Here is a 25,799-nt window from a genome sequence, read left to right on the forward strand (position 1 = left end):
CGGCGCCGGCGTGCTATCTCCCCTCGAGTAAACGGGACGAGGAGCGGCATGTCGGAAAGCTTTGATTTCATTGTCGTCGGCAAGGGGATGATGGGCGCTGCGGCCGCCCGCCACCTGGCGCTTTCGGGGGCCAGGGTCGCGCTGATCGGTCCGGACGAGCCGGCGGACTGGGCCAACCATGCCGGCGTCTTTTCCAGCCACTACGACAATGCCCGCATCACCCGCACGATCGACCACGATCCGGTCTGGGCGCGTCTCGCCAGGCGTTCGATCGAGCGCTACGGCGAAATCGAAGGCGAAAGCGGCATCGCCTTCTACCACGAAGTCGGCTGCCTGATCGCCGGGCCGGCGCCCGGATCATCCTACGACTATATCGAAGAGGTCGAAAAGGCGCGCGATGCGCTCGGCGTCGAGGCGCCGCTCGATGATGGCGAAGCGCTGTCGCAGCGCTTTCCCTGGTTCCGTTTTCCGCCAGGCACCGCCGGCGTCCACGAGAGGCGCGGGGCGGGTTACATCAACCCGCGGGCGCTGGTCGCGGCGCAGACGGTATGCGCCGAGAAGGCGGGCGCCCGGATCGTACGCAGCGAGGTTGCGGCCGTAGCGGAGGTCCGCGACCGCGTGGTCGTCACGATGGTCGACGGGAGGCATTTCGCTGCCGGCCGGGTGATCGTTGCCGCCGGCGGTTTCTCCATTTCCGCCGCGCTCTTGCCGCGGCCGATCGACCTCACCGTCAAGGCGCGAACCGTGCTCTTTGCCGAGGTGGCAAACGGCGATCTCTCCGGTTTCGAGGGCATGCCGTCGCTGATTGGCGCGGCGCCCGAACAGGAGAAAAGCTACTACCTGCTGCCGCCGGTCGGCTATGCGGACGGCAAACACTACATCAAGATCGGCGGCGATCCGACCGACCGGATCCTCGACGGCGAGCCGGCGGTGCGGCAATGGTTCCGCGGGCCGGGCGGTGCGGAAGCGGCAGAGCACTTGCGTGGGCTGCTGGCCGAGGTGATGCCGGGCTTCCGGCCGGCTTCCACCCATTTTTCGCCCTGCGTCACTTCGTTCACCCGGCATGGGCTGCCCTATATCGGCTTTGCCGAGGGGAGTCGCATCGCCGTTGTCACCGGCGGCAACGGCCAGGCGGCCAAGAGCTCCGACGAGATCGGCCGGCTCGGCGCGGCCCTCGTGCTTGACGGCCGGATCGACGAGGCCGAATACGACGCGGATTTCTCCGTCGTTTTCCGCTGATTGGGGATGATTGGGGTCGGTTCGATCCCCACATAAGGGCGGAGATAGAGCGTAAGCCTCCTTATCCTGCTCATGGTCGCTGCAAACCGCGCTGTTTTTTCTGGCGCGGGGCGGGGGCTTGCGTTAAGGAGCGCGTGCCAGTTGGCCGGGCAGCCGCTCTCCGCAAGCGCCGAAAGGCCGCGGGGGGAGGAAAGTCCGGGCTCCACGGAAGCACGGTGCCGGATAACGTCCGGCGAGGGTGACCTCAGGGAAAGTGCCACAGAAAGCAAACCGCTCCGCTTGGCGGAGTAAGGGTGAAAGGGTGGGGTAAGAGCCCACCGCGGACATGGCGACATGGACGGCACGGTAAACCCCACCGGGAGCAAGACCGAATAGGGATGACGCGGGCGCGCAAGCGCCCAGCCTGTTTCCGGGCCAGTCATCCGGGTGGGTTGCAAGAGGCTGCGTGCAAGCGCAGTCCCAGATGAATGGCTGCCACGTTCCGTTGCCTTCGGGTTGCGGGGCCATACAGAACCCGGCTTACAGGCCAACTGGCGATTTCTCTCCGCTGCAGATGTGTGCGGCAAACGCTGACAGGTTGCGCGTCAGCGGGTCCTTTCGTGACGATTTCTCTGCGGGTGCTCTCGTTGAACTCCCTGATCGGCGCTCGCAAATCGGGTCAGACACGCCTCATTTTTCGCGCCGGCGACGCCGTCGATGCACGCGGTTCTTTCGTTGCCGCTGTGCTTTTCCCTTTTGCGATGGCGCGCAAGCGCCGCTGCGCGGGCACATAGCTGCGCTCTTGCTCACATTCTGATTTTTCAACGATTTGAAGCCGTTCTGCCGTCGCATTCCCGGACGGTGGGGGTCTCTTCGTAACCCTTCGTTAAACTTAACAACCTATCAATATTTGATCAGTCCGATGGCTGTTTACGAGCCCAATCCCATTGACGCCCATATGGTCCCATGCTATCCCATAATGGCACTGCGCAGGGGCTGCTTCGCAGCCCAACATCGCAAGATTCCAGTGCCTTCCGGCTTCGGAGGGTGGGTGGACATTCCAGTGTCCTGCGGGGGTGTCTTGTGTGTGCGGTGACGTGTTTGCGCGGGTCGATGATCGTGGCCCGTCAGTCTTGGGCGGCCGTTTCGCGTTATGAACCGCTTCTTGTCACATGCTGCCAATCGGATCGATGCGAAGGGGCGGGTCTCCGTTCCCTCGGCGTTTCGTTCCGTGCTGTCGGATGGGGGTGTGCGGGAGTTATACTGTTTCCAGGATTTCGTCTTTCCGGCGATCAGTGTCGGTGGGCCGGAACTCCTGGATCGGTTCGAGAAGCAGATGGCGGCCGAGGACCCGTTTTCCCCGGAGGCCAACGAGATGTCGCTGCTCGTTCATGGCGGCGGCGTCTTCGTGAAGCTCGATCCGGAAGGCCGGTTGATGGTGACGGATTTCATCCGCGACTTCACCGGAATCTCGACCGACGTGATGTTCGTCGGGCGGGGCGATTATTTTCAGCTCTGGGAGCCGCAGGCCTTCATGAAGGCGCAGGCGGTGGCCCGGGAAGGGCGCAAGTCACGAGGGTTGCGTCCAGACTAGAATGGAGAGGCGGAATGGTGACGGAACAAGGCGGAGGTATTCCTGAAGCCGAAGGCGGACCGGTTCGTCACATTCCCGTCCTCTTGCCGGAAGTTCTTGCGGCGCTCGAGCCTCAGCCCGGCAAGGTCATCCTCGACGGCACCTTTGGTGCCGGCGGCTACAGCTCGGCAATCCTGAAGGCCGGTGCCGACGTCATCGCGCTCGACCGCGACCCGACGGCGATCGCTGCAGGTGAGAAGCAGGTTGCCGAGTGGGCCGGCCGGCTGAAGCTCATTCATGCGCAGTTCTCCGATCTTGCCGCCCATGCGCCGGCCGAAGGGCTCGACGGCGTCGTGCTCGATATCGGCGTGTCCTCCATGCAGATCGACGAAGCCGAGCGCGGTTTCTCCTTCCAGAAAAGGGGGCCGCTCGACATGCGCATGTCGGCATCCGGCGTTTCGGCGGCCGACGTCGTCAATCGCGCCAAGGTCTCCGACCTCATCCGCATCTTCGGCTTTCTCGGCGAAGAGAAGCAGGCGGGCCGCATTGCCCGCGCGATCGAGAAGCGCCGGGCCGAGCAGCCCTTCGAGACGACCCGCGACCTCGCCGGCCTGATCGAGGTGGTGACGCCGCGCAAGGCGAAAGACAAGATCCATCCGGCCACGCGCGTCTTCCAGGCGCTGCGCATTTTCGTCAATGACGAGCTCGGAGAGCTGGCCCAGGCGCTGTTTGCCGCCGAAAAGGTCTTGAAGCCGGGCGGTCGCCTTGTCGTCGTGACCTTCCATTCGCTCGAAGACCGCATCGTCAAGGCCTTCTTCCAGGATCGTTCCGGCAAGGCCAGCGGCTCGCGCCACCTGCCCATGGTTTCCGCGCGCGCCGCAACCTTCACGCCAGTTGGCAAGCCTATGGTGGCGGCCAGCGAGGAAGAAGCGTCCCTCAATCCGCGCGCCCGCTCCGCAAAGCTGCGCGCCGGGATCCGCACGCAAGCCGCGTCGCCGGGAAACGATCTATCCATTTTCAATCTGCCGGAACTGGCGAGCCTTGCAAGGTTGGGGGGCTGACAAGACATGCTTCGAACGCTCGATATCGTTCTGATCGTCGTCATGACGGCCGCTGCGACGGTGACCTATACGATCAAGCACCGCGCCGAAAACAAGCTTGAGGAAGTCCGCAAGCTCGACGTGGCGATCAAGCTCGAGGAAGACACGATCGACCTGCTTCGCGCCGACTGGGCGCTCTTGACGCAGCCGAACCGCCTGGAGCGTCTCGTCGGCGCTTTCGGGGCCGACCTGCAGCTGGCGCCGACGCCTTCGACGCAGCTCGCCCAGCCGCAGGAACTGCCGATGCTGAAGGCGGATCTGCCGGTGCCTGAAGACGAAAAGGCTGCGAAGGACGGCGTCGCGGCCATCATCAACAAGACCGATAACATGGCAACTGGCTCGGTGGCGCGCTGATGTCGTTTCTCTCCCGCATCATGGTATTGAAGAGCAAGGCGCATTTCTCGGCAGGCGGCAACAACCGCCCCGCGGAAAGCGGCCTCAACGTCACCTTCCAGGGGACGCGCAAGAAGACCACGAACCAGGCGAAGAACCGCGTCGCCATCGTGATCGCCAGTTTCGGCATCGTCTATGCCGTCATCGGCGGGCGCCTCGTACAATACGGCATGGCAGCGCCTGAAACGGTTTCGAGCATCGGCCGCGCCGACAACCTGATGGCCTCGCGCCCCGATATTCTCGACCGCAACGGCGAGATCCTCGCGACCGATATCCGCACCGTCTCGCTCTATGCCGAGCCGCACAAGATCGTCGATGCCGACGAGGCGGTCGAGCGCCTGTCGACGGTTCTGCCTGACATCAACGCGCGCGAGATCTACAACAAGCTGAAGTCGAAATCGCGCTTCCAGTGGCTGCGCCGCCAGCTCACGCCGAAGCAGCAGAGCGACATTCTGGCGCTCGGCATTCCCGGCGTCGGCTTCCGCCCGGAAAAGCGCCGCTTCTATCCCGGCGGCCACACCGCCGCGCATATCCTCGGCCACGTCAACATCGACAACCGCGGCGTTGCCGGCATGGAACGCTATATCGACAGCCAGGGTCTCGCCGATCTTGCCGCGATCGGCATGACCAGCGACGCCAAGCTCGAGCCGGTAAAGCTCTCGATCGACGTGCGCGTGCAGAACATCGTGCGCGACGTCATCGACGCCGGCATGAAGAACTTTCAGGCGCTGGCCGCAGGTGCCGTCGTGCTCGACGTCAACACCGGCGAAGTGCTGGCGATGGCCTCCGTCCCCGACTACGACCCGAACAAGCCGGCTGAAGGGGCGGAAGAGGGCTGGATGAACCGCATGTCGAACGGCACATTCGAAATGGGCTCCACCTTCAAGACCTTCACCATCGCCATGGGCCTCGATTCCGGCAAGGTCACCCTGAACGACAGCTTCGACGCTTCCGCACCGATCCGCATCGGCGGCTTCACCATCAAGGACTTCCACGGCAAGCGCCGCGTGCTTACCGTTCCGGAAATCTTCCAGTATTCGTCGAACATCGGTACCGCGAAGATCGCCGACCTCGTCGGCATCCCCGGCCACAAGGAGTTCCTGACGCGCATCGGCCTGCTTTCGAAGCTGCCGACCGAGCTGCCGGAGGTGAAATCCCCGACCCAGCCGCGCGAATGGAAGAAAATCAACTCGGTCACCATCTCCTTCGGGCACGGCGTCTCGACGACGCCGCTGCAGACGGCGGTTGCCGGTGCGGCACTCGTCAATGGCGGCAAGCTGATCCCGCCGACCTTCCTGCCGCGCACGGAAGCGCAGGCCGACGAGCTCGCCACGACCGTGGTCAAGAAGAGCACCAGCGACGACATGCGCTTCCTCTTGCGCTGGAACGGCATCGCCGGCTCCGGCAAGCGCGCGCTGGTGCCGGGCTTCAACGTCGGCGGCAAGACCGGCACGGCCGACAAGGTGGTCAATGGCCGTTATGCCAGCGACCAGAATTTCAACGCCTTCCTCGCGGCCTTCCCGATCGACAATCCGAAGTACATCGTGCTCACCTTCATCGACGCGCCGAAGACCGGCGAGGGTGGCGGGCGCACGGCGGGCTCGAACGCAGCTCCCATGGTTCGTGACATCATAAGCCGCTCTGCGCCGCTGCTCGGTGTCGAACCAAAGTTTGGAGAAGACGGTTCTGCCTTGCTTGTGTCTTATTAGACATGAAATGAGAAAGCGGACGATTCGCGATTCTTGCGGATCGAAATCGATGCGAGACGTGCGTTCATGAAGATCAAAGAGCTGGCGGGATCGAACTTCCCGGAACTTTCGGCGCAACTGGGCGGCGCTGCCGCCGAAATCGACGTTGCCGGACTGACGGCCGATAGTCGGCAGGTTCAACCAGGGGATCTCTTCGTTGCGGTTGCCGGCAGCAAGGCCAACGGCAACACCTATATCGCCGACGCGCTTAAGCGCGGTGCGGTCGCCGTCGTCACGGAAGCGGACTCGGACGTGGATGCCTCGTCGGTGCCGGTGCTGAAGCTCTCGGAGCCCCGCGCGTTCCTGGCGCGCGCCGCCGCGGCCTTCTACGGCCGCCAGCCGGAAACCATGGTTGCCGTGACCGGCACGGCCGGCAAGACCTCGGTCGCCTCCTTCACCCGCCAGATCTGGGCGCATTCGGGCTTCGCTGCCGCGATGATCGGCACGACCGGCGTCGTCGCCCCCGGCCGCAACGATTACGGCTCGCTGACGACGCCCGATCCGGTGTCGCTGCACAAGCTGCTCGCCGAACTCGCCGATGCCGGCGTCACCCATGCGGCGATGGAAGCTTCCAGCCATGGCCTCGACCAGAGCCGTCTCGACGGCGTGCGCCTTTCGGCCGCCGCCTTCACCAATCTCGGCCGCGACCACATGGACTACCATCCGACGGTCGAGCACTACATGGATTCCAAGATGCGGCTGTTCAATGCCCTGTTGCCGAAGGGCGCGCCGGCGGTGATCTTTGCCGACGACCAATGGTCGGACCAGGCGATTGCCGCCGCCCGCAAGGCAAAGCTCGACGTGCGCACCGTCGGCCGCAAGGGCGACTTCATCTCGCTGAAGCGCGTCGAGCATTTCCGCCACAAGCAATCGGCCGAAGTGCATGTCGGCGACGACATCTTCGAAATCCACATTCCGCTCGCCGGCGACTTCCAGGTGGCGAATGCGCTGGTCGCGGCGGGTCTCGCCATGTCGACCGGCATCGGTGCCAAGGCCGCCTTCTCCGCGCTCGAGAAGCTGCAGGGCGCCTCCGGCCGCCTCGAACTGGTCGGCCAGACCAAGGACGGCGCGCTTGCCTATGTCGACTATGCCCACAAGCCGGATGCGCTGGAAAACGTGCTCGCCTCGGTCCGCCCGTTCACGACCGGCCGCGTCGTCGTGGTCTTCGGCTGCGGCGGCGACCGCGACAAGGGCAAACGTCCGATCATGGGCGAGATCGCCACGCGGCTTGCCGACGTGACGATCGTTACCGACGACAATCCGCGCTCGGAGATCCCCGAGGTCATCCGGGCCGAAATAATGGTTGCGGCCAAGGGCGCGATCGAGATCGGCGATCGTGCCCAGGCGATCCGCACGGCGGTCGGCATGCTGAAGACCGGCGACACGCTGATCGTAGCCGGCAAGGGACACGAGGAGGGCCAGACGATCGGCTCGGTGACGCTGCCCTTCTCGGATCATGCGGAGGTCCGCAAGGCATTGGGAGGCTTGTGATTTGAACTGGCTCTGGACAAGCAGCGATCTCCTGGCCGCGATGAACGGCCGGCCGGTCGGCAGCCTGCCTGAAGGCATCAGCGGGATCTCCATCGACAGCCGTTCGATCGGCAAGGGCGAAGCCTTCTTCGCGATCAAGGGCGACCGGGTCGATGGCCACGACTATGCCGGCATCGCGCTCGCCAACGGCGCGGCGGTGCTCGTCGTCAGCGAAGGCAAGCTGCCGGCGCTCGGACGATTGAATGCACCGATGATCGTCGTCGACGACGTGCTCGAAGCGATAATCCGTCTCGGCTGTGCCGCGCGCGACCGCAGCGCCGCCAAGATCATTGCCGTCACCGGTTCGGTCGGCAAGACCACGACCAAGGAGATGCTGCGCCATGTGCTCAAGCCCCAGGGCCGCGTGCATGCTTCGGTCGCCTCCTTCAACAATCACTGGGGCGTGCCGCTGACGCTGGCGCGCATGCCCGAGGCAACCGATTTCGGTATCTTCGAGATCGGCATGAACCATCCGGGCGAGATCCGGCCGCTGACCGCCATGGTGCGGCCGCATGTGGCCATGGTGACGAGCATCGCCGCCGCCCATCTCGGCAATTTCGAGAGTCTCGACCAAATTGCCGAGGCCAAGGCCGAGATCTTCGAGGGCGTCGTCAATGGCGGCCATGCGCTGATCATTCATGACAGCCCGCAGTACAAGCTTCTGGAAAACGCGGCGGCCGCGGCCGGCGTCAGCCATATCCATTCCTTCGGTGCCAATCCAAAGGCTGAATTCCGGCTGGTCGAGTTCAGCGGCGGTCCGGAAGGCTCCATTCTCTGGGCGGGCATCGGCGGTCGGACGCTTGAGGTCGCGATCGGCGCGCCCGGACGGCACATCGCGGAAAACGCCGTTGCGGTTCTGGCGGCGGTGAAGCTTGCCGGTGCCGATTTCGACTATGCGGCTTCGGCGCTTGCGACCATGCAGGCCGAAACGGGCAGGGGCCGGCGCCATACGCTTGCGATCGGGACCGGCACGCTGAAGCTGATCGACGAGAGCTACAATGCCAATCCGAGCTCGATGCGGGCGGCGATTGCGCTGCTGCGCGACAGCGAACCGCCGGCCGGCGGCCGCCGTGTCGCCGTGCTCGGCGACATGCTGGAGATGGGCGAACATGCCGCCGAGGTGCATGCGGCACTCGCCCGTCCGCTGATCGAGGCCGGGATCACCGACGTCTGGCTTGCCGGACCGTTGATGGCGTATCTGCGTGATGCCCTGCCGCCGGAGGTCTCCGTGATCTACCGCGAGAGCGTCGAGGACCTGAAGTCCTACGCGCTGGCCGCGGTGGCGCCCGGCGACGTCGTCATGGTCAAGTCGTCGAAGGGGACCGGTTGCGCCAAGATCGTGCAGGCACTGATCGAAGCCTATCCGGCGGCGCAAGCCGAAGGATCCGGGGCTGAGGGATAGCCGGCGCGAAACAGGGCCGGCGCTGCCGCCCATGACAGGCGCCGTAGATACGGCCTGGAGTTAGGCGGGCGCGCCCTGACACTTTCGCATGCTGCTGCATAATTCGTTAAATCGGAATCGATTTAAGGGCAAAATCATGCAGCGGACCAAAATGTTGCAGCGACCTTTGCGCGTCTCGTTAGACGCGCGGCGCTGTAATGCGTATCGTTTTTCAGATGATTCTGTTGGACGACGTGTATTACTAAACCTTTGGGGAAAGGTCCCTTATGCTCATATGGCTCGTGGAACTGGCGGACCACTTTCAGTTTTTCAATCTCTTTCGCTACATCACCTTCCGCACGGGTGCGGCGCTCTTCACCTCGGCCATGATCGTCTTCCTGTTCGGCCCGGCCATGATCGCCTCGCTGCGCATCCGCCAGGGCAAGGGCCAGCCGATCCGCGCCGACGGGCCGCAGACGCATTTCAAGAAGGCCGGCACGCCGACCATGGGCGGCCTGATGATCCTTGCCGGCATCGTCGTCTCGTCGCTGCTCTGGGCCGATCTTTCGAGCGTCTATGTGGTCTCGACCCTGCTCGTCACGCTCGGCTTCGGCGCCATCGGCTTTTATGACGACTACCTCAAGGTCACCAAGCAATCGGAGAAGGGCTTTTCCGGCAAGGCGCGCCTCGGCATCGAATTCGTGATCGCGGCGATTGCCGTGTTCTTCATGATGCAGGCCTCGCTTTCGAGTGGTGCGGCCGGTTCCACCTTCGGCTCCTCGGTGACGTTCCCCTTCTTCAAGGACCTCATTCTCAATCTCGGCTATTTCTTCGTGCTGTTCGGCGGCTTCGTCATCGTCGGCGCCGGCAATGCCGTGAACCTGACCGATGGTCTCGACGGCCTGGCGATCGTGCCGGTGATGATCGCCGCTGCCGCCTTCGGCCTGATCTCCTATCTCGCCGGTAACGCCGTCTTCGCCAACTACCTGCAGATCCATTTCGTGCCGGGCACCGGCGAGCTCGCCGTGATCCTCGGCGCCGTCATCGGCGCCGGTCTTGGCTTCCTCTGGTTCAACGCGCCGCCGGCGGCAATCTTCATGGGCGACACCGGTTCGCTGGCACTCGGCGGCCTGATCGGCACCGTCGCCGTCGCCGTCAAGCACGAGATCGTCATGGTCATCATCGGCGGCCTCTTCGTCATGGAGACGCTGTCGGTCATCATCCAGGTCTTCTGGTTCAAGCGCACCGGCCGCCGTGTCTTCCTGATGGCGCCGATCCATCACCACTTCGAAAAGAAGGGCTGGACCGAAAGCCAGGTCGTGATCCGCTTCTGGATCATCGCTGTCATCCTCGCGATGATCGGCCTCTCCACCCTCAAGCTGCGGTGAGCGGACGATGATCCCGGTCACCACATTTAGGGGCAGGAAGGTCGCTCTCTTCGGCCTCGGCGGTTCGGGGCTTGCGACGGCCGAGGCACTGGTCGCCGGCGGCGCCGAGGTCACCGCCTGGGACGACAATCCGGATAGCGTCGCGAAGGCTGCGGCCGCCGGCGTGCCGACGGCGGACCTGCACACGGTCGAGTGGGCCGCTTTTGCCGCCTTCGTACTTTCGCCCGGCGTGCCGCTCACCCATCCGAAGCCGCACTGGACGGTGGATCTCGCCCATGCAGCCGGCGTCGAGATCATCGGCGACGTGGAGCTCTTCGTGCGCGAGCGTCGGGCGCACTCGCCCGATTGCCCCTTCATCGCCATTACCGGCACCAATGGCAAATCGACGACGACGGCGCTGATCGCCCATATCCTCAGGGAAAGCGGCCGCGATACCCAGCTCGGCGGTAATATCGGCACGGCGGTGCTCACCCTTGAGTCCCCGAAAGCCGGCCGCTTCTATGTGGTCGAGTGCTCGTCCTACCAGATCGACCTGGCGCCGACACTGAACCCGACCGCCGGGATCCTGCTCAATTTGACGCCTGATCATCTCGATCGCCATGGCACGATGCAGCATTACGCCGACATCAAGGAGCGGCTGGTTGCCGGCAGCGGCACGGCCATTGTCGGCGTCGACGACAGCTTCTCGGCGCTGATCGCCGACCGCGTCGAACGCGCCGGCACGGAGACGGTGCGGATCTCGCGCCGCCATGTGCTCGCCAACGGTCTCTATGCCGAAGGCTCGCGCATCATGAGAGCCGAAAGCGGCACGGCGAGCCTGTTCGTCGATCTCGACGGCATCCAGACGCTGCGCGGCGGCCACAACGCCCAGAACGCGGCGGCGGCCATTGCCGCCTGCCTTGCGGTCGGTGTCAGCGAGGCGGAGATCCGCGCTGGGCTCAAGAGCTTCCCGGGCCTCAAGCACCGCATGCAGCCGGTTGGACGCAAGGGCGCGGTCGTCTTCGTCAACGACAGCAAGGCGACCAATGCGGATGCAGCGGCCCCGGCGCTTTCGAGCTACGAGCGGATCTACTGGATCGCCGGCGGCCTGCCGAAAGAGGGCGGCATCACGACGCTTGCGCCGTTCTTCCCGAAGATCGTCAAGGCCTATCTGATCGGCGAGGCGGCGCCCGCCTTTGCGGCGACGCTCGGCGAAGCGGTGCCCTACGAGATTTCGGGCACGCTGGAGCAGGCGGTAGCACACGCGGCGGCCGAGGCCGGCAGGGACGAAGCCGGCCCTTCGGCGGTGATGCTATCCCCGGCTTGCGCAAGCTTCGACCAGTATAAGAACTTCGAGGTGCGCGGCGATGCCTTCGTCGGCCATGTGCGCGCGATCGAAGGCGTGACGATGCTGATTTGACGCTGCCCGGTCCAGCGCGCCATCGGCGCGAGGGCCAAGCGGACGTGATGCCGAGGTTTCGGACGTGGGGCGCGACGGGCGCCGGAGAAGGGGACTGACAAGATGGTAAGCCGAGCCGAACGTGGCCCCGTGGCCGACTGGTTCTGGACGATCGACAGGTTCTTTCTGGCGACCTTCATCCTGTTGATGGGCGTCGGCTTCATGCTGTCCTTCGCCGCAAGCCCCGCGGTCGCCGAGCGCATCGGCCTCGACAGCTTCCACTTCGTCAAGCGCCACGCGCTCTTCCTGCTGCCGTCGCTGGTGGTGATGGTCGGCATCTCCTTCCTCTCGCCGCGCCAGGTCAGGCGCGCCGCGATCCTGCTTCTCGGCGGGTCGCTCGCGATGATGGTGCTGGTGCTCTTCATCGGCGAAGAGGTGAAGGGTTCGATGCGCTGGCTTTCGATTGCCGGCATTTCGATCCAGCCGTCGGAATTCATGAAGCCGGCTTTCGTCGTCGTCTGCGCCTGGCTCTTTTCCGAGCACGCGCGCCAGCCGGAAATCCCTGGCAATCTCTTTGCCATCCTGCTTTTCGGCATCGTCGCAGCGCTTCTCGTCGCCCAGCCCGACCTTGGCCAGACGATCCTGACGACCGCGGTCTGGGGCGGCATGTTCTTCATGGCCGGCATGCCCTGGCTCTGGATCATCCTGCTCGGCAGCGCGGCGGTCGGCGGCTTCTTCGTCGCCTATACGATGCTGCCGCACGTGGCGGCCCGTATCGACAAGTTCCTGACGGGCGAGGGCGATACCTTCCAGATGGACACGGCGCGCGAGGCGATCATCCGCGGCGACTGGTTCGGGCGCGGCCCGGGCGAGGGTATCGTCAAGCGCATCATCCCGGACAGCCACACCGACTTCGTCTTCTCCGTTGCGGCCGAGGAATTCGGCATCGTCTTCTGCATGGTCATCGTGCTGATCTTCGCCTTCCTGGTGATGCGCGGCCTCAACCACGCTTTCCGCGAGCGCAACGACTTCAACCGGTTCGCCGTTGCCGGCCTGGTTCTCCAGATCGGCATCCAGTCGATGATCAACATCGGCGTGAACCTCGAACTGCTTCCGGCCAAGGGCATGACCCTGCCGCTGATCTCCTATGGTGGCTCGTCCATGGTGGCGATCTGCGTCACGGCCGGCTTCATCCTGGCGCTGACGCGTCACCGCCCGGAGAAGCGCGCCGTGGAGCGCAGCCTGTTTCGGTCCGGCATTGGCGTGCCGGCGGAGTAAAACATGACTAAAGGCATCATCCTGCTTGCCGCCGGCGGTACCGGCGGCCATCTCTTTCCGGCGGAGGCGCTGGCCCACGAACTGAAAGCCAAGGGCTATTCGGTGCATCTCGTCACCGACAGCCGCGCCGAGCGCTATGCCGGCAAGTTCCCGGCCGACGAGGTGCATGTCGTGCCCTCGGCGACGATCGGCTCGAAGAACCCGATCAGCGTGGCGAAGTCGCTGTGGACGCTTTGGACCGGCATGCGCGCCGCACGCCGACTGATCGCGCGGCTGAAGCCGAAGGCCGTCGTCGGCTTCGGCGGTTATCCGACCGTGCCGCCGCTGCTGGCCGCAACCGGCATGGGCGTGCCGTCCCTGATCCACGAGCAGAATGCGGTCATGGGCCGGGCCAACAAAGCGCTGGCGTCCCGCGTCAAGGCGATCGCCGGCGGTTTCCTGCCGGAGGGTACCGGCGCCTTTGCCGCCAAGACCGTGACAACCGGCAATCCGGTTCGCCCGGCGGTGCTCGCCGCGGCCAGCACGCCGTATGCCGCTGCAACAGGCGAAGCGCCGTTCCATCTCGTCGTCTTCGGCGGCAGCCAGGGCGCGCAATTTTTCTCCAAGGCGATCCCGCAGGCGATCTGCCGGCTGGACGATGCGCTTCGCCACCGGCTCAAAGTCACGCAGCAGGCGCGGCCGGAAGACAAGGACGGCGTGATCGCGACCTACGAGAAGCTCGGCGTGCCGGCCGAGGTCTCGCCCTTCTTCACCGACATGGCCGAGCGCATTGCCGGCGCGCAGCTCGTCATTTGCCGCTCCGGCGCCTCGACGGTATCGGAACTTTCGGTCATCGGCCGTCCGGCGATCCTGGTGCCCTATCCCTACGCGCTCGATCACGACCAGGCCGCCAATGCCGCAGCACTCGCCGCCAAAGACGGCGCGCGGGTGATCGCCCAGTCCGAACTGACGGCAGATCGTCTCGCCGGCATCCTCAAGGATGCGGTCGACAATCCACAATCACTCGCGCAGATGGCAGCAAATGCTCGGGAAACCGGCAAGCCGGACGCAGCGAGCTTGCTTGCATCCCTCGTAGAGGCTATTGCCAGCGGTTTGACAGTCGAGAAATTCAGGGAAACACGCTCATGAAAATGCCGAAAACCATCGGGCTGGTCCATTTCATCGGTATCGGCGGCATAGGCATGAGCGGTATTGCCGAAGTGCTGCACAATCTCGGCCATCGCGTCCAGGGCTCCGACCAGGCCGATAGCGCCAATGTGCAGCGCCTGCGCGCCAAGGGCATCGAGGTCTTCGTCGGCCACAAGGCCGAGAACATCGGCGACGCCGAGGTGATCGTCGTCTCGACCGCGATCAAGAAGAACAATCCGGAGCTGATTGCCGCGCGCGAAAAATTCCTGCCCGTCGTGCGCCGCGCCGAAATGCTCGCCGAACTGATGCGCTTCCGCAACGCGATCGCGATCGGCGGCACGCATGGCAAGACGACGACGACATCCATGGTCGCGGCGCTGCTCGAGGCCGGCGGGCTCGATCCGACCGTCATCAACGGCGGCATCATCAACGCCTATGGCACCAATGCCCGCATGGGCGAGGGCGAGTGGATGGTGGTGGAGGCCGACGAATCCGACGGCACCTTCCTGAAGCTGCCGGCCGATGTCGCCATCGTCACCAACATCGACCCCGAACATCTCGACCACTACGGCAATTTCGACGCGGTGCGCGCGGCCTTCCGCCAGTTCGTCGAGAACGTGCCCTTCTACGGCTTCGGCGTGCTCTGCCTCGACCATCCGGAAGTGCAGGCCATGGTCGCCAAGATCGAGGATCGCAAGGTCGTCACCTATGGCGAGAACCCGCAGGCCGACGTGCGTTTCCACAACATCCGCATGGACAACGGCACCTCCATCTTCGACATCGAGATCCGCCGCCGCCGCACCGGCCAGGTGATCGAGATGAAGGATCTCACGCTGCCGATGCCGGGCCGTCACAATGTCTCCAACGCGACGGCCGCCATCGCCGTCGCCCAGCGCCTTGGCATCAGCCCGGAGGCGATCGCCAAGGGGCTCGCCTCCTTCGGCGGCGTCAAGCGCCGCTTCACGCTTACCGGCAAATGGAACGGCGTGCGCGTCTATGACGACTACGGCCACCATCCGGTCGAGATCAAGGCGGTGCTGAAGGCAGCGCGCGAGGCCTGCCAGGGCCGGATCATTGCCGTGCACCAGCCGCATCGCTATAGCCGCCTTTCGAGCCTGTTCGAGGAATTTTCCGCCTGCTTCAACGATGCCGACACGGTCCTGATCGCGCCGGTCTATGCGGCCGGCGAAGACCCGATCCCGGGCGCAACCTCCGAGGAACTGGTGGATCGCATCAAGGCCGGCGGCCATCGTGACGCCCGTTACGTCGCCGGTCCGGAAGCAATTGCGCCTGTTGTCAGCAAGATTGCGCAGCCCGGCGATTTTGTGGTTCTCTTGGGGGCTGGCAGCATCACCTACTGGGCGGCTGCCCTGCCAAAAGAACTCGCGGATATTTCAGGAATTTGAGCATGAAACAGGTCAACGGTCAGAAACTACTCGATGCGCTCGGAAGCGGTGTCAGCGCCGTTCGTGGCCGCATTACGCCCGATGCGCCGATGGATCGCGTCACCTGGTTCCGCGCCGGCGGTCTTGCCGAGCTGATGTTCCAGCCGCATGACACGGATGATCTCGTCACCTTCCTGAAGCTCGTTCCGGAAGACGTGCCGGTCATGGTCGTCGGCGTCGGCTCGAACCTGCTCGTGCGCGACGGCGGCATTCCCGGCGTCGTCATCCGCCTCTCGGCCAAGGGCTTCGGTGATCTGGAACTGGTCGGCGAAAACCGCATCAAGGCCGGCGCCATCTGCCCGGACAAGAACATCGCGGCCATGGCGCTCGATCACGGCATCGGCGGCTTCTATTTCTTCTATGGCATCCCCGGCTCGATCGGCGGGGCGCTGCGCATGAATGCCGGCGCCAACGGCTCGGAAACGCGCGAGCGCGTCGTCGAGGTTCATGCGGTCGACCGCCACGGCAAGCAGCATGTGCTGTCGAATGCCGACATGGGCTACGCTTACCGCCACTCGGCGGCGGCGAAGGATCTGATCTTCACCCATGCGGTCTTCGAGGGCTACGCCGAGGACAAGAACAAGATCCGCACCGACATGGATGCCGTGCGCCACCACCGCGAGACGGTGCAGCCGATCCGCGAGAAGACCGGCGGCTCGACCTTCAAGAACCCGGAGGGTCACTCGGCCTGGAAGCTGATCGACGAGGCGGGCTGCCGCGGTCTGATGATCGGCAGCGCGCAGATGTCGCCGATGCACTGCAATTTCATGATCAATACCGGACAGGCGACCGGCTATGAGCTCGAATATCTTGGCGAAACGGTGCGCCAGCGCGTGCTGGAACATTCCGGCGTGCGGCTCGAATGGGAAATCAAGCGCATCGGCAACTTCATGCCGGGCTACGAGATCAAGGAATTCCTCGGCCGCGGCATCGCCTGAGGCGGCGAGACGATCAGGGAAGGGCCGTGGCGGAGACGCTGCGGCCCTTCCTGTTTGTGGTCGGCCGCGCCTGCGCGGGCCGAGCCGAAATCAGGCCGAAACCTCTTCTTCCGTCGACAGCACCAGGCACAGCAGCGTGATGGCGGCGGCGGCCAGCAGGTAGTAGCCGACATAATCGAGGCTGTAGTTGGTGGCGAGCCAGGTGGCGATGTAGGGCGCCAGCGACGCGCCGAAGATGCCGGCGAGGTTGAAGGTCATCGAGGCGCCGGTGTAGCGCACCGAGGTCGGGAAGGGGGCGGCAAGCGCCGCGCCGATCGGGCCGTAGGTAAGGCCCATGAGACCGAGGCCGATGATCGAGAACAGGAAGGCGCCGCCGAGACCGCCAGAAAGCAGCGGGGCCATGAAGATGCCGAAGACCCCGATGCCGATCGTCGCAAGGATCAGCACCAGGCGGCGGCCGAAACGGTCCGAGAGGATGCCGGCAACCGGGATCATCAGACCGAAGAAGACGACGCCGGTCATCTGCACGACGAGGAACTGCTCACGCGAATAACCGAGCTTCGCCGTGCCCCAGGAGAGCGAGAAGACGGTCATCAGATAGAAGAGCACGAAGGTTGCGAGCGCCACGAAGGTGCCGAGCACCAGGCTGCGCTTGTGCGAACGCAAGATCTCGGCGATCGGCACCTGCACGCGCTCGTGCTTGTCGACCGCTTTCTGGAACTCCGGCGTCTCGGTGATCTTCAGGCGGACATAGAGGCCGACGGCGACGAGCAGGATGCTGGCGATGAAGGGCACGCGCCAGCCCCAGGCGAGGAAGGCTTCGTCGTTCATCACTTCGCCGAGGACCAGGAAGGTGCCGGCCGAGAGGATGAAGCCGATCGGCGCGCCGAGCTGCGGGAACATGGCGTACCAGCTGCGCTTGCCCTCGGGCGCGTTTTCGGTGGCGAGCAGCACGGCGCCGCCCCATTCACCACCGAGGCCGAGACCCTGGCCGAAGCGGCACAGCGCCAAGAGCAGCGGCGCGGCGACGCCGATCGACGCATAGGTCGGCAGCAGACCGATGACGACGGTGGAGATTCCCATGGTCATCAGCGCTGCCACCAGGGTCGCCTTGCGGCCGACCTTGTCGCCGAAATGGCCGAAGACCACGGCGCCGAAGGGGCGGGCGAAGAAGGCGATCGAGAAGGTCGCGAAGGATTGCAGCATTGCCGAAGTCGGATCGGCCGAGGGGAAGAAGAGGTGCGGGAAAACGAGCACCGCGGCTGTGGCGTAAACGTAGAAGTCGAAGAATTCGATGGTCGTGCCGACGAGGCTTGCGAACAGCACCCGGGCAGGGGAGTTCACTGCCGCGTGGCTCAACGCATTGTCCTTCGGCGACAGGATGGTTGTCGCGTCTGTCATTATCATGGTTCCTGATATGGATGTGGTGCCGTCCTGGGAGGCGGACTGCACTTCATAGTCTGCAGCGGCCTTTGCGCGTCTGGTCGGCCGCGCGGCGCCGCAGGCGTCTTAACGCAAGTTTCGGCATGGCGAAACCCTGATATTGTAAGAAATGCGAACGATCTTGGCGTCGTGCGCAGTATTATTCCGCCAACGCATGGCTCATCGGAAAAGTGCTTGGGTCTGCCTCTTCGTTAGGCGGGGCGATTTGTGAACCTCGCCTATTACGGGTGTCAGCTTCTTAGGACAACCGAGCTTGACCAGAATCAATTTGTGGCAAACTCTCGGCGGCCGAAGCGATCGGCTTCGTTTTCTTCAGGAGCGAATGCATGTTCAAAAGGCTTTCTGCGGAGTTTCTCGGTACATTCTGGCTCGTTTTCGGTGGTTGCGGCAGCGCGGTGCTGGCGGCGGCCTTTCCTGAGGTCGGCATCGGCCTGCTCGGCGTCTCCTTCGCCTTTGGCCTCACCGTGCTCACCATGGCCTATGCGGTCGGTGGCATTTCCGGCGGACACTTCAATCCGGCGGTCTCGGTGGGATTGACGGTCGCCGGCAAGTTTCCGGCGCAGAAGCTCGTCGGCTACGTCATCTCCCAGGTGCTCGGCGCCATCGCCGCAGCCACCGTGCTCTATCTGATCGCCAGCGGCAAGGCCGATTTCCAGCTCGGCGGCTTCGCCGCCAACGGCTATGGAGAACACTCGCCGGGCGGCTATTCGCTGACGGCGGCGCTCGTCACCGAAGTGGTGATGACCTTCTTCTTCCTGTTCATCATTCTCGGCGCCACACACGGCCGGGTGCCCGCCGGTTTCGCGCCGATCGCCATCGGCCTTTCGCTAACCCTGATCCACCTTGTCTCGATCCCGGTGACGAACACCTCGGTCAATCCGGCTCGTTCGACGGGGCAGGCGCTGTTCGTCAGCGATTGGGCGCTGGCGCAGCTGTGGCTTTTCTGGGTGGCGCCGATCGTCGGCGCGGCAATCGCCGGCATCGTCTGGAAGATCGTCGGCGACGACGACTAAGACGCGCATGACATCGTCAGAATGGAGCCCGCCGCCTCGTTTGCGGCGGGTTTTTCATTTTTTCGCTTGTTATGCATTTGATTCAGGATCGCTCCGCAACCCCTTGATCTCCCGCTAAAATGCCTCGTCGTATACGCGCGTGTGCATGTGATGCGCGTTTCATTTCCCGACTAAGGTTAACGAAAGTAAACGGTTCGTTAACCATAATGACGCTCTAGTGCCCCCAATGGCGTGGTGACTCGCGAAAGCCGGAATCAGCCAGACGCAAGGAAACCTTGCGATAGTGGCGTATTGTTTGGGGGTTTGAATGAGCGGCAAGCATGTGGCTGTCCTGATGGGCGGATTTTCTTCGGAGCGACCGGTTAGCCTGTCGTCCGGGACTGCCTGCGCGGATGCCCTCGAGGCCGCCGGCTACCGCGTCACCCGAATCGATGTCGATCGCAACGTTGCCGAAGTGCTGGCGGCGCTTCGCCCGGATGTCGCCTTCAATGCTCTTCACGGCCCGTTCGGCGAGGACGGCACGATCCAGGGCATCCTCGAATATCTGGAAATTCCGTACACCCATTCCGGCGTACTCGCCTCGGCGCTCGCCATGGACAAGGCTCAGGCGAAGCACGTCGCGGCTGCCGCCGGCATTCCGGTGGCGGAGGCGCAGGTGATGGATCGCCACGCTTTTGGTCCGAAGCATCCAATGAAGCCGCCCTATGTCGTCAAGCCGGTCCGCGAGGGCTCGAGCTTCGGCGTCGTCATCGTCAAGGAAGATCAGTCCCATCCGCCGCAGGTGGTGACTTCGAGCGAATGGCGCTACGGCGACCGAATCATGGTCGAGCGTTATGTCGCCGGTCGCGAACTGACCTGTGGCGTCATGGGCGATCGGGCGCTCGGCGTCACCGAGATCATCCCGCAGGGCCATGCCTTCTACGATTACGACTCCAAGTACGTAAAAGGCGGTTCTCGCCACGTCATTCCGGCACAGATTTCACCAAATATTTACCAAAAAATACAAACACTCGCTCTGAAGGCGCATCAGGCAATCGGTTGCCGCGGCGTCAGCCGATCCGACTTTCGTTTCGATGACAGTTCCTCCGGTGAGGGCGAGCTGATCTGGCTGGAAATCAACACCCAGCCCGGCATGACGCCAACCTCCCTGGTGCCCGAGATGGCCGCGCATGCCGGCTATGGCTTCGGCGAGTTTTTGAGTTGGATGGTGGAGGAAGCGTCGTGTTTGCGTTGAGGGGCAGAAGGGGCAGGAGGGTTCGTCACCTCGATGGCGCTGCAGCCGTCGATGTGGACGGCGGCCGCGTACTGCCGCGCCCGCTCCGCCGGGTCGTGCGTTTCCTCGTCAGCCTCGGAACCGGCCGTATTCGCTTCCCGGCGCATACGGGCACGGTCTCGGCGATCGCGTTCTTCGCGGCGACCGGCTTCTACGGCATGTCGCTCGGCGGACACACGCAGAATTTCGCCCAGGTCTCGACCACGGCTGCGGGCTTCGCCATCGAAGACGTCAAGGTTTCCGGCAACGAGCAGACCTCCGAGATCGACATCCTCCAGCAGCTCGGCCTCGACGGCACGACGTCGCTGGTGGCGCTCGACATTGCCGAGGCGCGCAAGCTGATCGCCGAATTGCCCTGGGTGCAGGGTGTCACCGTCCGCAAGGTCTATCCGGGCACGATCGAGGTCAACCTGACCGAGCGCAAGGCCTTCGGCATCTGGCAGCACGGTTCCGATCTTTCGCTGATCGAAAGAAGCGGCAGCGTGATCGCGCCCCTGCGCGACAACAAGTTCGCGGCCTTGCCGCTGTTCGTCGGCCGCGATGCCGAAACGGCGGCTGCCGATTTCTACGACGAGTTTTCCCGCTGGCCGGAGATCCGCTCGCGGGTGAAGGCCTTCGTCCGCGTCGCCGGTCGCCGCTGGGACCTGCGCCTCGACAACGGCATCGTCGTCAAGTTGCCGGAGCACGACGTCGCACGCGCGATGCAGGTGCTCTCCGACATGGAAAGCCAGCACCAGCTCCTCGAGCGCGACATCGCTGCCGTGGATCTGAGGCTTGAGGATCGAACCACAGTTCAGTTGACGCCGGATGCAGTCGCCCGGCGCGAGGTTGCCTTGAAGGCGAGGGACAAAATGCTGAAGGCGCAGGAGACCGAGAAGAAGAAAGAGGGCCGCATATGAGTCTGTTCGGTTCCTCCAGCTTTGGCCTGCCGCGCCTGAAGCCGCTTTCTTCGAAGCGGTCTCATGTCGTCTCGGTGCTGGATATCGGTTCGACCAAGGTGGTCTGCATGATCGGCCGGCTGACTCCGCGCGCCGAGAGCCAGATCCTCCCGAACCGCACCCACAACGTCGAAATCATCGGCATCGGCCATCAGAAGTCGCGGGGCGTCAAGAACGGCGTCGTCGCCGATCTCGATGCGGTCGAAAGCGTCGTGCGGCTGGCGGTGGATGCGGCCGAGCGTATGGCCGGCCTTACCATCGACAGCCTGATCGTCAACGTTTCGGCCGGCCGGCTGCAGAGCGACGTCTACACCGCGACGATCGATCTCGGCGGCCAGGAAGTCGACGCCAACGATTTGCGCAAGGTTCTGTCGGCCGCTGGCCAGCAGTCGCTGCGCTCCGACCGCGCCATCCTGCACTCGCTGCCGACGGGCTTCTCGCTCGATGGCGAACGCGGCATCCGTGATCCGCTCGCCATGTTCGGCGACGTTCTCGGCGTCGACATGCACGTGCTGACGGCCGAACGGGCGGCGCTGAAGAACCTGGAACTCTGCGTCAACCGCGCGCACCTCTCGGTCGAGGGCATGGTGGCGACCCCCTATGCCAGCGGTCTTGCCGCGCTCGTCGACGATGAGGTCGAACTCGGCTGCGCCGCGATCGACATGGGCGGCGGCACGACGACGATCTCGGTTTTCGCCGAAGGCAAGCTCGTCCATGCCGACGCCGTCAGCCTCGGCGGCCATCATGTCACGACGGATCTGGCGCGCGGTCTTTCGACCCGCATCGAGGACGCCGAGCGGCTGAAGGTCGTGCACGGCTCGGCGCTGCCGAACAGCGCCGACGAGCGCGACATCGTCTCGGTTCCGCCGATCGGCGAGGACGACCGCGACCAGCCGACGCACGTGCCGCGCGCGCTCGTCTCGCGCATCGTGCGCGCCCGCATCGAAGAGACGCTGGAACTCATCCGCGATCGCATCCAGCGCTCGGGCTTCAGTCCGATCGTCGGCAAGCGCATCGTTCTGACGGGCGGCGCAAGCCAGCTCACGGGCCTGCCGGAAGCGGCGCGCCGCATCCTCGCCCGCAATGTTCGCATCGGCCGTCCGCTCGGGGTTTCCGGGCTGCCGGCGGCCGCCAAGGGCCCGGCCTTCTCCACGGCGGTCGGCCTGATGATCTATCCGCAGGTCGCCGACCTCGAGACCCATGCCTCCCACGGCGGCATGTTCGCGGGGCTCGGCGCCGGCAACGGCCGCATCGCCCGCATGGGCCAATGGCTGAAGGAGAGCTTTTGAGTACCGTTCGGCGCCGACAGGAATGGTGCCGGACGAAGACAAACTAAGACTTTGAGAGATTTGGCCGGCTCGGCAAGGCGGCCAGAAAACAGAAGGAACGGGTACAATGACTATCAACTTGCAGAAGCCGGATATCACGGAGCTGAAGCCGCGCATCACCGTCTTTGGTGTGGGTGGCGGTGGCGGCAACGCCGTCAACAACATGATCACCGCAGGCCTCCAGGGCGTCGATTTCGTCGTCGCCAATACCGACGCCCAGGCGCTGACCATGACCAAGGCCGAGCGGATCATCCAGATGGGCGTCGCCGTCACCGAAGGTCTCGGCGCCGGTTCGCAGCCGGAAGTCGGCCGTGCGGCCGCCGAAGAGTGCATCGATGAGATCATCGACCACCTGAACGGCACCCATATGTGCTTCGTCACCGCCGGCATGGGCGGCGGCACCGGCACGGGTGCAGCCCCGATCGTCGCCCAGGCCGCCCGCAACAAGGGCATCCTGACCGTCGGCGTCGTCACCAAGCCGTTCCACTTCGAAGGCGCGCGCCGCATGCGGCTTGCCGACCAGGGCATTGCCGAACTGCAAAAGTCGGTCGACACCCTGATCGTCATCCCGAACCAGAATCTCTTCCGTATCGCCAACGACCGCACGACCTTCGCGGACGCCTTCGCGATGGCCGACCAGGTTCTCTATTCGGGCGTTGCCTGCATCACCGACCTCATGGTCAAGGAAGGCCTCATCAACCTCGACTTCGCCGACGTCCGCTCGGTGATGCGTGAAATGGGCCGCGCGATGATGGGTACCGGCGAAGCTTCGGGTGAAGGCCGCGCACTGGCCGCTGCCGAAGCCGCGATCGCCAACCCGCTGCTCGACGAGACCTCGATGAAGGGCGCCCAGGGCCTGCTGATCTCGATCACCGGCGGCCGCGACCTGACGCTGTTCGAACTCGACGAAGCTGCAACCCGTATTCGCGAAGAAGTCGACCCGGATGCCAACATCATCCTCGGCGCGACGTTCGACGAAGAACTCGAAGGCCTGATCCGCGTCTCGGTCGTCGCCACCGGCATCGACCGCACGGCCGCGGAGGTGGCGGGCCGTTCCGCCGACTTTCGTCCGGTAGCGTCCAAGCCGGCCGTTCGTCCGTCCGCCGCCATTCCTGCCCAGCAGCCGCAGCCGGTTGCCCAGCACCAGCCGGCCCCGGTTCACCAGCCGGTCATGCAGCAGCCCGTCGCCCAGCCGGCGCAGCAGCCGGTGCAGCAGCAGCCGTCCGTCGATCACATCGCCGCTGCCATCCGCGAAGCCGAAATGGAGCGGGAGCTGGACATCGCGACCCGCGCCGCACAGGCTCCGGCTCCGGTTCAGCCGGCGCATGAGGAAAACTTCCGTCCCCAGAGCAAGCTTTTCGCCGGTGCAGCACCGGTAGAGGCCGCTCCGGTGATGCGCCAGCCGCAGCCGCAGATGCAGCCGGCTCAGCCTCAGCCCCAGCCGCAGCCGGTGATGCGCCAGGAGCCCGTTGCTCCGGTCATGCGCCAGCAGCCGGAACAGGTTCGCATGCCGAAGGTCGAAGACTTTCCGCCGGTCGTGAAGGCCGAGATGGACCGCCGCGCCCAGCCGGCAGCGCCGATTGCGGAAGAGCGTGGCCCGATGGGTCTCCTCAACCGCATCACCAGCTCGCTCGGCCTGCGTGAGCGCGAGCAGACCCCCGCGGCAGCCGACATGACGGCTTCCGCACCGAGTGCTGCTTCCCAGCAGCGCCGGCCGCTCTCGCCGGAAGCGAGCCTCTATGCGCCGCGTCGCGGCCAGCTTGACGATCACGGTCGCGTTTCGCCGCAGGCGCGCCCGCACGAAGATGATCAGCTCGAAATCCCGGCGTTCCTGCGCCGTCAGTCGAACTGATTGGAAGGCCCGTACCTTCACCTTGCCGAATGCCCGGGCAACTGCCCGGGCATTTTTGCATTTTCTTCATCATTTCAGATGTTTGAATCAATGTTACGGACCGTCGCAAATGCGTAACAAAGCGAAACGAACAGTGATTTGGAATGGTGCCTCCAAACTCTTATTTTCAGACTTGGAATTGGGGACGCATGCGATTCGATCAAGCGCTGTCTGTTCGGAACGCAGAGGATCGGACTTTGTGCCGAGACTCTCGGACGCCTTGTTTGTGCCCTGAAGTTTGCTGCGTCCGCCAGCGGGTTTTGGCCATCGGCCACAGGTATTGAAAGTGACGAGAATGGGAATCGAATTGCTCGGGTTTCAGACGACGATTGCAAGCCCGGTAACGCTCAAGGGAATTGGCGTTCACTCCGGTGCGGAAGTGTCGATCACCTTCCATCCGGCGGAAGCGGATGCGGGCATCGTTTTCCAGCGCGTTCTGGCCAATGGCCGGGTCTGCGAATACAAGGCGGTTTCCTCGCAGGTCGGCAACACCGATCTCTGCACCGTTCTCGGCATGTCGCCGGCAGCGTCGATCGCCACGATCGAACACGTGATGGCTGCGATCTACGCCCTCGGCCTCGACAACCTGACGATCGAAGTGCACGGCGCCGAAATGCCGATCATGGACGGCAGCTCCGAACCCTTCATCGACGCGATCGAGCAGGTGGGCGTTCGCGCCCTTGCGGTCAAGCGCCGCTACATCCGCATCATCAAGCCGGTGCGCATCGAATCGGGCGCCTCCTGGTCGGAGTTCACGCCGTATGACGGCATGCGCTTCGAGGTCGAAATCGACTTCGATTCCCCGCTGATCGGCCGCCAGTCCTGGAAGGGCGACATGACGCCGTCGGTCTTCAAGCGCGAACTGTCGCGCGCCCGCACCTTCGGCTTCATGCGTGACGTCGAGCGGCTCTGGGCCGCCGGTTTTGCGCTCGGCTCCTCGCTCGAAAACTCGGTCGTCATTTCCGACGACAACACGGTGATCAACGTCGAGGGCCTGCGTTACACCGACGAATTCGTTCGTCACAAGACGCTCGACGCGGTCGGCGATCTCTCGCTCGCCGGCGCGCCGTTCATCGGCTGCTACCGCTCCTATCGCGGCGGCCACAAGATGAACGCCAACGCCCTGAAGGCGCTCCTCAGCGACCCGACGGCCTATGAAGTCGTCGAGACCGCGACCCCGCGCCAGCGCACCCGCGCGCGCGATATGGTTGCAGTTGCAGTTCCGGGCTTCGCGCCTTGGTCCGCATAACAAAAAAAGTCATCATCTCCTCCAGTCGCCGGCCGAAAGGCCGGCATTTTCATGATAGGGCCGCCACAAATTTGCATGAATCACCGATCATGACGTTGCGGTCTCAAGGTAACTTGCTCTAAAAGCGCATGTCTGGCGGGGTCCATGCCCCCAGAGTGGAACGGGA

The 25,799-nt window shown here is 64.3% G+C and carries 20 protein-coding genes and 1 other RNA gene; 20 read left to right on the plus strand and 1 reads right to left on the minus strand.

The window, feature by feature from the left end; all coding sequences use genetic code 11:
- Positions 1 to 48: 48 nt before the first annotated feature.
- From AC0C6X_RS21340 to murB, 14 genes are all read left to right on the plus strand, one after another.
- Positions 49 to 1,239, plus strand: coding sequence for an NAD(P)/FAD-dependent oxidoreductase (locus AC0C6X_RS21340; RefSeq protein ID WP_472955000.1), 1,191 nt, complete (start codon positions 49 to 51; stop codon positions 1,237 to 1,239).
- 137 nt (positions 1,240 to 1,376) lie between these two features.
- An RNA gene (gene rnpB, locus AC0C6X_RS21345) (RNase P RNA component class A) lies at positions 1,377 to 1,777 on the plus strand.
- Between the two features lie 594 nt (positions 1,778 to 2,371).
- Entirely contained in the window at positions 2,372 to 2,812 is a 441-nt protein-coding gene (gene mraZ / locus AC0C6X_RS21350) for a division/cell wall cluster transcriptional repressor MraZ (protein ID WP_173517202.1), read from the plus strand.
- A gap of 14 nt (positions 2,813 to 2,826) precedes the next feature.
- The gene (rsmH, locus tag AC0C6X_RS21355) at positions 2,827 to 3,852 is read left to right on the plus strand and encodes a 16S rRNA (cytosine(1402)-N(4))-methyltransferase RsmH (protein WP_173517201.1); all 1,026 of its coding nucleotides are present in this window, start codon (positions 2,827 to 2,829) and stop codon (positions 3,850 to 3,852) included.
- A 6-nt stretch (positions 3,853 to 3,858) separates the two neighbouring features.
- On the plus strand, positions 3,859 to 4,245 hold the full coding sequence (ftsL, locus tag AC0C6X_RS21360; protein WP_173517200.1) for a cell division protein FtsL: 387 nt from the start codon (positions 3,859 to 3,861) through the stop codon (positions 4,243 to 4,245).
- Entirely contained in the window at positions 4,245 to 5,993 is a 1,749-nt protein-coding gene (locus AC0C6X_RS21365) for a peptidoglycan D,D-transpeptidase FtsI family protein (protein ID WP_173517199.1), read from the plus strand. The genes ftsL and AC0C6X_RS21365 overlap by 1 nt, the downstream gene beginning before the upstream one ends.
- Before the next feature lie 66 nt (positions 5,994 to 6,059).
- Positions 6,060 to 7,523, plus strand: coding sequence for a UDP-N-acetylmuramoyl-L-alanyl-D-glutamate--2,6-diaminopimelate ligase (locus AC0C6X_RS21370; protein ID WP_247958389.1), 1,464 nt, complete (start codon positions 6,060 to 6,062; stop codon positions 7,521 to 7,523).
- A gap of 1 nt (position 7,524) precedes the next feature.
- The gene (locus AC0C6X_RS21375) at positions 7,525 to 8,964 is read left to right on the plus strand and encodes a UDP-N-acetylmuramoylalanyl-D-glutamyl-2,6-diaminopimelate--D-alanyl-D-alanine ligase (RefSeq protein ID WP_472955002.1); all 1,440 of its coding nucleotides are present in this window, start codon (positions 7,525 to 7,527) and stop codon (positions 8,962 to 8,964) included.
- Between the two features lie 266 nt (positions 8,965 to 9,230).
- Entirely contained in the window at positions 9,231 to 10,331 is a 1,101-nt protein-coding gene (gene mraY, locus AC0C6X_RS21380) for a phospho-N-acetylmuramoyl-pentapeptide-transferase (RefSeq protein ID WP_173517196.1), read from the plus strand.
- 7 nt (positions 10,332 to 10,338) lie between these two features.
- A complete protein-coding gene (gene murD / locus AC0C6X_RS21385) occupies positions 10,339 to 11,730 on the plus strand; it encodes a UDP-N-acetylmuramoyl-L-alanine--D-glutamate ligase (RefSeq protein WP_247958387.1) in 1,392 nt (463 codons plus the stop codon).
- Positions 11,731 to 11,832: 102 nt separating this feature from the next.
- On the plus strand, positions 11,833 to 12,987 hold the full coding sequence (ftsW, locus tag AC0C6X_RS21390; RefSeq protein WP_247958386.1) for a putative lipid II flippase FtsW: 1,155 nt from the start codon (positions 11,833 to 11,835) through the stop codon (positions 12,985 to 12,987).
- Between the two features lie 3 nt (positions 12,988 to 12,990).
- Positions 12,991 to 14,115 carry an undecaprenyldiphospho-muramoylpentapeptide beta-N-acetylglucosaminyltransferase gene (gene murG / locus AC0C6X_RS21395; RefSeq protein ID WP_472955006.1) on the plus strand — a complete coding sequence of 375 codons (1,125 nt, stop codon included), beginning with the start codon at positions 12,991 to 12,993 and terminating at the stop codon, positions 14,113 to 14,115.
- Entirely contained in the window at positions 14,112 to 15,521 is a 1,410-nt protein-coding gene (gene murC, locus AC0C6X_RS21400) for a UDP-N-acetylmuramate--L-alanine ligase (RefSeq protein WP_472955007.1), read from the plus strand. The genes murG and murC overlap by 4 nt, the downstream gene beginning before the upstream one ends.
- A 2-nt stretch (positions 15,522 to 15,523) precedes the next feature.
- Entirely contained in the window at positions 15,524 to 16,498 is a 975-nt protein-coding gene (murB, locus tag AC0C6X_RS21405) for a UDP-N-acetylmuramate dehydrogenase (protein ID WP_173517191.1), read from the plus strand.
- Positions 16,499 to 16,588: 90 nt separating this feature from the next.
- On the opposite strand, the gene AC0C6X_RS21410 is transcribed toward murB, so the two are convergent.
- Positions 16,589 to 17,899: an MFS transporter gene (locus AC0C6X_RS21410; RefSeq protein ID WP_472955010.1), complete on the minus strand. Its 1,311-nt coding sequence runs from the start codon at positions 17,897 to 17,899 to the stop codon at positions 16,589 to 16,591.
- Positions 17,900 to 18,267: 368 nt separating this feature from the next.
- Here AC0C6X_RS21410 and aqpZ point away from each other — a divergent pair, with 368 nt between their 5' ends.
- The 6 genes from aqpZ (at position 18,268) to lpxC (ending at position 25,633) form a co-directional block, all read left to right on the plus strand.
- A complete protein-coding gene (gene aqpZ, locus AC0C6X_RS21415) occupies positions 18,268 to 18,954 on the plus strand; it encodes an aquaporin Z (RefSeq protein ID WP_472955012.1) in 687 nt (228 codons plus the stop codon).
- Between the two features lie 307 nt (positions 18,955 to 19,261).
- On the plus strand, positions 19,262 to 20,188 hold the full coding sequence (locus tag AC0C6X_RS21420) for a D-alanine--D-alanine ligase (protein WP_247958381.1): 927 nt from the start codon (positions 19,262 to 19,264) through the stop codon (positions 20,186 to 20,188).
- Positions 20,176 to 21,126 carry a cell division protein FtsQ gene (gene ftsQ / locus AC0C6X_RS21425; RefSeq protein ID WP_173517187.1) on the plus strand — a complete coding sequence of 317 codons (951 nt, stop codon included), beginning with the start codon at positions 20,176 to 20,178 and terminating at the stop codon, positions 21,124 to 21,126. Before AC0C6X_RS21420 ends, ftsQ begins: the two co-directional genes overlap by 13 nt.
- Positions 21,123 to 22,454, plus strand: a complete 1,332-nt coding sequence (gene ftsA, locus AC0C6X_RS21430) for a cell division protein FtsA (RefSeq protein ID WP_173517186.1) — start codon at positions 21,123 to 21,125, stop codon at positions 22,452 to 22,454. The genes ftsQ and ftsA overlap by 4 nt, the downstream gene beginning before the upstream one ends.
- Before the next feature lie 106 nt (positions 22,455 to 22,560).
- Complete coding sequence (gene ftsZ, locus AC0C6X_RS21435; RefSeq protein WP_247958380.1) at positions 22,561 to 24,345, plus strand: cell division protein FtsZ; 1,785 nt, start codon at positions 22,561 to 22,563, stop codon at positions 24,343 to 24,345.
- 334 nt (positions 24,346 to 24,679) lie between these two features.
- Entirely contained in the window at positions 24,680 to 25,633 is a 954-nt protein-coding gene (lpxC, locus tag AC0C6X_RS21440; RefSeq protein ID WP_173517184.1) for a UDP-3-O-acyl-N-acetylglucosamine deacetylase, read from the plus strand.
- The last annotated feature ends 166 nt before the right edge of the window (positions 25,634 to 25,799 follow it).

This window comes from Ensifer sp. VA4 (assembly GCF_055710065.1).